The sequence below is a fragment of the Roseateles sp. genome, from assembly GCF_049240545.1.
Taxonomy (GTDB): domain Bacteria; phylum Pseudomonadota; class Gammaproteobacteria; order Burkholderiales; family Burkholderiaceae_C; genus Paucibacter_A.
The window spans coordinates 1-4,805 of the sequence record NZ_JBMLSK010000131.1 but is presented as its reverse complement, the minus strand read 5'-3'; the positions used below and the strand labels follow the sequence as shown (position 1 = coordinate 4,805).

Below are 4,805 nucleotides of genomic sequence, written 5' to 3'. Positions count from 1 at the left end.
CCGCCTTCTTGCGCGATGGCGATGGCCAAACGCGCCTCCGTCACCGTGTCCATGGCCGCAGAGACCAGGGGCAGATTCAGGCGAATATTGCGGGAAAGCCGGGTGGCTAGAGAGGTGTCGCGAGGCAACACTTGGGAGAACGCTGGCACCAACAACACATCATCGAAGGTGAGCGCTTTTCCGAGTAGGCGCATAAGGGAAGCTCCAGACGCAAAGCGGCATTATACGGAAGGCGAGCAAAGCCCACGACAAGAGCCTGCAAGGCTACACTCAAATCATGTCAAGTTCGTCTTCATTCCCTGCCCGGCCACGCTTGGCGACGTGCCTGCTCACGGCCCTACTCGCGCTTGCGGCCCTGTCGGCGGCTGCACCCGCCCAAGCCCAATGGAAATGGCGCGACGCCAGCGGCAAGCTGCAGTTCAGCGATTTGCCGCCGCCCCAGGGAACTCCTGACAAGGACATCATCCAACGTCCGGCCAAGCAGGTTCAAAACGTGGTCATCGTGCCCTACGGCCAGCCGCCCGTCGCAGCCACGCCCAGCCCCAAGGCCGCCAGCGCGCCCGACAAAGCCGAGCAAGATCGGCAAGCCAAACTAAAGCAACAAGACCAAGCAGCCGAGACGAAAAAGAAGGCCGAGGAGTCCCAGCTTGCAGAGCAGCGACGTGACAACTGCCAACGCGCACAAGACAACCTCAAGCTGCTGCAAGACGGTGTACGCCTCACCAAGACCAATGAGCGCGGCGAGACCGTGCATCTGGACGAGCGTCAACGTGCCGAGGAGATTCAGCGCAGCCGCACGGTCATGAACAGCGAGTGCCGCTAAAGCAATCGCGCCATCCGCCTCAACGGCTGGTCTTGCCCCCCAGCGGCCGGTGGCGTGAAACGATTCGCTCGCCGCGATCCTTGTAACGCTGCCGGCGAGCCTCTTTCGGGTCCACCGTCAAGGGCCGGTACACCTCGATGCGATCGCGGTCCCTCAATGGCGTATCCAGGCCCCGCACACGCCCCCAAACGCCAATTTTCAGCTCAGACAGGCGGGGCAGCTGATCAGCAAAAGCCGGGCAAGCGCGCAGCAAAGTCTCGATCGAAATGCCCACCCGGGCGCTCAAGGTGACATGCCTTACATCACCCGCCTGCGGACTCCAAACCAACTCCACCTGGATCGGGTCAGCCCCCTCACCGAGGCCCATACACCACCTCAGCCCGCTGAACAAAGCGCTCGACAAAGGTATTGGCGACGCGATCAAAAACAGGGCTGACCACGGCCTCCAAGGCCACGCTGGAGAAAGCGTACCGAAGCTCAAATTCGATTTTGCACGCCAACTCCCCTTCCTCAAGGCTGCTACCAGGCTTGCTCAGCGGCAGAAACCTCCAATCCCCATCGAGCATCGAGAAGGGGCCGTCCACCAACTGCATACCCACGCGTCGATTCAACTCATGGGTATTGCGAGTGGTAAAGGCGTGGTGAACCCCGGCATAGGCCAAGGACAAACGCGCGGTGACCTCATCCTGATCTTGAGACAAGACTTCGGCACGCTCACACCAGGGCAGGAACTCCGGATAGCGTTCGACACCAACCACCAGGTCGTACATCTCGCGAGGCGAGTACCAGAGCAAAACAGACTTTTTGACGTGCTTCATACAATGGGCGAATTGTATTGGCGACTGAGCCCCGCCTTCGAGCGACTCCGAGTCCGGCCAATCCACCCAAAAAGAACAGCAACCATGTCCTCATCCCCGACCTCGAACCGGCCGCCCCCCAAGGCCAAGCCCGCCGTCAGCACCGCCCCCATTGCCGAGAACCGACGCGCCCGCTTCGACTATTTCATCGAAGAGCGGCATGAGTGCGGCATCGTGCTGGAAGGCTGGGAGGTCAAAGCCATCCGCGCCGGCCAGGTGCAACTGACCGACGGCTATGTGTTGATCAAGGACGGCGAGCTTTTTCTGATCGGCTGCCGCATCAACCCCTTGCGCACCGCCTCCACCCATGTCAGCCCCTTGGCCGATCGCACGCGCAAGCTGCTGATGAAAAAGGCCGACATCCGACGCCTGGTCGGCAAGGTCGAGCAACGCGGCTTCACCCTGGTGCCACTGAACCTGCACTACAAAGGCAGCTATGTGAAGGCCGAAATCGGCCTGGCCAAGGGCAAGGCCGAGCACGACAAGCGCGACACAGAAAAGAAACGCGACTGGGAACGAGAAAAAGGGCAGCTCATGAGACACGCGACAAAGTCGCGGGGCTGAGGCGCGTAGCGACTCGCTGCCCTTTTCGCTAAAAGGGGCAGTTGATGCGCCACGCGACCAAGTCGCGCAGCTAAAGCCGCCTCAGGCCTTCAAGACCTCAAGCGCTTGCGCCAGGTCGGCACGCAAATCGGCCTCGGCCTCCAGGCCGATGGCAAAACGCACCAGATGCCCCTCGCTGTAGGGCAAGCCCAGCGCGCGACTGCGACTCATGTTGTAAGGCACAGCCAAGCTCATGGGGCCTGCCCAGGAGTAGCCAATGCCAAAGAACTGCAGCGCATCGACAAAGGCATCGACCTGAGCCGCGCTGTACTGCGGCTGGAACACCGCCGAGAACAAACAAGCCGCCCCGCCGCTGCTGACTTCGCGCCAATGCGCATGGCCCGGTGAACCGGGCAAGGCCGGATGCAGCACCTGGGCCACCGCCGGCTGCGCCTGCATCCAAGCCGCCAGCGCACGAGTCGTCGCATCCTGGGCGCGATAGCGCAACTCCATCGTCGGCAGACTGCGCAGCACCAACTCCACATCGTTTTGCCCCAGGCCATAGCCCAGGTGCTCGTGCATATAGTTCATGCGCTCATGCAAGGCCAGATCGCGGGTGCAGACTGAACCCATCAGCACGTCAGCACCACCCGAGGGGTATTTGGTCAGCGCGTGCATGGCGATGTCGACGCCGAAGCCCGGCTCGGTCTCAGGCAGCAAATCGAAGGCCTTGAAGGCCACGCCGGCACCCCAGGTGTTGTCCAGCGCGGTGGTGATGCCACGCTCACGGCAGACCCGCAGCAAGCCGATCAGATCCGGGAACTCCAGCGTGATGGAGCCCGCCGCCTCCAACCAGACCAGCTTGGTCTTTTCGGTAATCAGGGCACTGAAAGCCGCGACATCCAGCGGGTCGTAGAAACGGTGCTGGATGCCGAACTGCGGCAGCAGCGATTCGCTCAAGTAACGGTTTTGTCCATAGACATTGTCAGGTACCAGCACCTCGTCGCCGGGGCGCAGCAAGCTCAAGGACACCAGCGTCACGGCGGCCAAGCCGCTGGGCACCAGCAGGCAATGTTCAGCCCCTTCCAAGCCGGCGATGCGTGCACCCAGCGTGTAGCTAGTCGGCGTGCCGTGCAGGCCGTAGCGGTAGCTCTTGCCGTCACGCGGGCGGTACTGATGCAGATCGGCCGTGTTCTTGAACAGCACCGTCGAGGCCTTGAAGACGCCGACCGGATGCGCCGCCCACCCCTCAGGTGGCTGATAGGGATGGTGGATCTGCTGCGTGGCCAATGCGAGGGCTGGTGCTGGGGCGTGTTTGCTCACGATGGGGTCCTGGAAAGGCGCTGAAAAAACAAAACGGGCCGAAGCCCGTCTTGATTCTGACTCAGATAGAGGTCGCTCAGATCGGCATACCGATCAAATCATGACCTTCCACAGCGACGATGCGTGCGCGAGTGAACTCACCGACCTTGAGCGTCTTGCTGGCCTTCTCAGGCGGCAGCAGGCGCACAGTGCCATCGATCTCGGGTGCGTCGGCATAGGTACGACCCACACCACCCTTGCGACCCAGGGCCGGTGCGGAATCGACCAGCACCTGCATGGTGGCGCCAACGCGGGCGCGCAGCTTATCGATGGAAACGGCTTCGGCGATCTGCATGAAGCGGGCGCGACGCTCTTCGCGCACCTCGACGGGCAACGCACCCGGCAACTCATTGGCTGTGGCGCCAGTCACCGGCGAGTAGGCAAAGCAGCCGGCGCGGTCGATGCGAGCCTCGCTCATGAAGTCCAACAGGTACTGGAATTCTTCTTCCGTCTCACCGGGGAAGCCGGCAATGAAGGTCGAGCGAATCACGATATCCGGGCAGGTCTCGCGCCAGCGCAGGATGCGCTCCATATTCTTTTCGCCGCTGGCCGGGCGCTTCATGCGCTTGAGCACATCGGGGTGCGCATGCTGCAGCGGCACGTCCAAGTAAGGCAGCACCAGACCTTCAGCCATCAGCGGCAGCACTTCGTCCACATGGGGATAGGGGTAGACATAGTGCAGGCGCACCCAGGCACCGTACTGCTTGGCCATCTCGCCCATTTGCGCGACCAGGTCCAGCATGCGGGTCTTGACCGGCTTGCCATCCCAGAAGCCGGTGCGGTACTTGACGTCCACGCCATAGGCGCTGGTGTCCTGGCTGACCACCAGCAATTCTTTGACGCCGGACTCGAACAGCGCACGAGCCTCGTTCAGCACATCACCGATCGGGCGCGACACCAAATCGCCACGCATGCTCGGGATGATGCAGAAGGTGCAGCGGTGGTTGCAGCCCTCACTGATCTTCAGATAGGCGTAGTGCTTCGGCGTCAGCTTGATGCCGGCAATGCCGCGCGCCTCAGGCACCAAGTCGATGAAGGGATCATGCGGCTTGGGCACATGGGTGTGCACCGCATCCATCACCTCTTGCGTGGCATGCGGGCCGGTCACGGCCAAGACGCTCGGATGCATCTCGCGCACCAAGCTGCCTGCATCGCTGCTGCTGGCGCCGGCCTTGGCACCCAGGCAGCCGGTGACGATGACCTTGCCGTTCTCGGCCAGG

At 62.3% G+C, this 4,805-nt stretch carries 7 protein-coding genes; 2 read left to right on the top strand and 5 right to left on the bottom strand.

Translation table 11 applies throughout. From position 1 onward, the window contains the following. The coding region (locus ACOVRJ_RS08650; RefSeq protein ID WP_422043472.1) for an IMP dehydrogenase at positions 1–194 on the bottom strand (194 nt) is incomplete at its 3' end. 83 nt (positions 195–277) lie between these two features. On the opposite strand from ACOVRJ_RS08650, the gene ACOVRJ_RS08645 reads away from it, so the two are divergent. Continuing rightward, on the top strand, positions 278–823 hold the full coding sequence (locus ACOVRJ_RS08645; RefSeq protein WP_422043471.1) for a DUF4124 domain-containing protein: 546 nt from the start codon (positions 278–280) through the stop codon (positions 821–823). A 19-nt stretch (positions 824–842) separates the two neighbouring features. Here ACOVRJ_RS08645 and ACOVRJ_RS08640 read toward each other — a convergent pair whose 3' ends face one another. After that, the gene (locus ACOVRJ_RS08640) at positions 843–1,190 is read right to left on the bottom strand and encodes an RnfH family protein (protein WP_422043470.1); all 348 of its coding nucleotides are present in this window, start codon (positions 1,188–1,190) and stop codon (positions 843–845) included. Continuing rightward, on the bottom strand, positions 1,177–1,641 hold the full coding sequence (locus ACOVRJ_RS08635; protein ID WP_422043469.1) for a type II toxin-antitoxin system RatA family toxin: 465 nt from the start codon (positions 1,639–1,641) through the stop codon (positions 1,177–1,179). The genes ACOVRJ_RS08640 and ACOVRJ_RS08635 overlap by 14 nt, the downstream gene beginning before the upstream one ends. A gap of 84 nt (positions 1,642–1,725) precedes the next feature. On the opposite strand from ACOVRJ_RS08635, the gene smpB reads away from it, so the two are divergent. After that, complete coding sequence (smpB, locus tag ACOVRJ_RS08630) at positions 1,726–2,244, top strand: SsrA-binding protein SmpB (protein WP_422043468.1); 519 nt, start codon at positions 1,726–1,728, stop codon at positions 2,242–2,244. An 81-nt stretch (positions 2,245–2,325) separates the two neighbouring features. Here smpB and ACOVRJ_RS08625 read toward each other — a convergent pair whose 3' ends face one another. Further along, entirely contained in the window at positions 2,326–3,546 is a 1,221-nt protein-coding gene (locus ACOVRJ_RS08625) for a PLP-dependent transferase (protein ID WP_422043467.1), read from the bottom strand. Positions 3,547–3,622: 76 nt separating this feature from the next. Then, the coding region (gene rimO / locus ACOVRJ_RS08620; RefSeq protein ID WP_422043466.1) for a 30S ribosomal protein S12 methylthiotransferase RimO at positions 3,623–4,805 on the bottom strand (1,183 nt) is incomplete at its 5' end.

Excerpts from the sequence above, each read along its gene's own strand:
- ACOVRJ_RS08635 (WP_422043469.1), bottom strand. The coding sequence starts at position 1,641 with ATGAAGCACGTCAAAAAGTCTGTTTTGCTCTGGTACTCGCCTCGCGAG.
- ACOVRJ_RS08645 (WP_422043471.1), top strand. The coding sequence starts at position 278 with ATGTCAAGTTCGTCTTCATTCCCTGCCCGGCCACGCTTGGCGACGTGC.
- smpB (WP_422043468.1), top strand. The coding sequence starts at position 1,726 with ATGTCCTCATCCCCGACCTCGAACCGGCCGCCCCCCAAGGCCAAGCCC.
- ACOVRJ_RS08640 (WP_422043470.1), bottom strand. The coding sequence starts at position 1,190 with ATGGGCCTCGGTGAGGGGGCTGACCCGATCCAGGTGGAGTTGGTTTGG.